We start from the raw sequence: 1,338 nt of genomic DNA on the forward strand, positions 1-1,338 counted from the left end.
ACACAGTGGACGCGAGCAACTGAGGACAAGCCCTCGGCCTATTAGTACCGGTCAACTCCACACGTTACCGTGCTTCCATATCCGGCCTATCAACCCAGTCGTCTACTGGGAGCCTTACCCCATCAAGTGGGTGGGAGTCCTCATCTCGAAGCAGGCTTCCCGCTTAGATGCTTTCAGCGGTTATCCCTCCCGAACGTAGCCAACCAGCCATGCCCTTGGCAGAACAACTGGCACACCAGAGGTTCGTCCGTCCCGGTCCTCTCGTACTAGGGACAGCCCTTCTCAAGACTCCTACGCGCACAGCGGATAGGGACCGAACTGTCTCACGACGTTCTAAACCCAGCTCGCGTACCGCTTTAATGGGCGAACAGCCCAACCCTTGGGACCGACTCCAGCCCCAGGATGCGACGAGCCGACATCGAGGTGCCAAACCATCCCGTCGATATGGACTCTTGGGGAAGATCAGCCTGTTATCCCCGGGGTACCTTTTATCCGTTGAGCGACGGCGCTTCCACAAGCCACCGCCGGATCACTAGTCCCGACTTTCGTCCCTGCTCGACCCGTCGGTCTCACAGTCAAGCTCCCTTGTGCACTTACACTCAACACCTGATTGCCAACCAGGCTGAGGGAACCTTTGGGCGCCTCCGTTACCCTTTAGGAGGCAACCGCCCCAGTTAAACTACCCATCAGACACTGTCCCTGATCCGGATCACGGACCCAGGTTAGACATCCAGCACGACCAGACTGGTATTTCAACGACGACTCCCCCTGAACTGGCGTCCAGAGTTCACAGTCTCCCAGCTATCCTACACAAGCCGAACCGAACACCAATATCAAACTGTAGTAAAGGTCCCGGGGTCTTTCCGTCCTGCTGCGCGAAACGAGCATCTTTACTCGTAGTGCAATTTCACCGGGCCTATGGTTGAGACAGTCGAGAAGTCGTTACGCCATTCGTGCAGGTCGGAACTTACCCGACAAGGAATTTCGCTACCTTAGGATGGTTATAGTTACCACCGCCGTTTACTGGCGCTTAAGTTCTCAGCTTCGCCCCACCGAAATGGAGCTAACCGGTCCCCTTAACGTTCCAGCACCGGGCAGGCGTCAGTCCGTATACATCGCCTTACGGCTTCGCACGGACCTGTGTTTTTAGTAAACAGTCGCTTCTCGCTGGTCTCTGCGGCCACCCCCAGCTCAAGCAGCACGTGCTCTCACCGGACGTGGCCCCCCTTCTCCCGAAGTTACGGGGGCATTTTGCCGAGTTCCTTAACCATAGTTCACCCGAACGCCTCGGTATTCTCTACCAGACCACCTGAGTCGGTTTAGGGTACGGGCCGCCAT

The 1,338-nt window shown here is 56.8% G+C and carries 1 rRNA gene; it reads right to left on the reverse strand.

The annotated features are described in order from the left end of the window. Positions 1-21: 21 nt before the first annotated feature. Positions 22-1,338: ribosomal RNA gene (locus FNH04_RS46035) — 23S ribosomal RNA — on the reverse strand; the annotation flags it as partial.

The organism is Streptomyces phyllanthi, from assembly GCF_009377205.1.
Classification (GTDB): Bacteria; Actinomycetota; Actinomycetes; order Streptomycetales; family Streptomycetaceae; genus Streptomyces; species Streptomyces phyllanthi.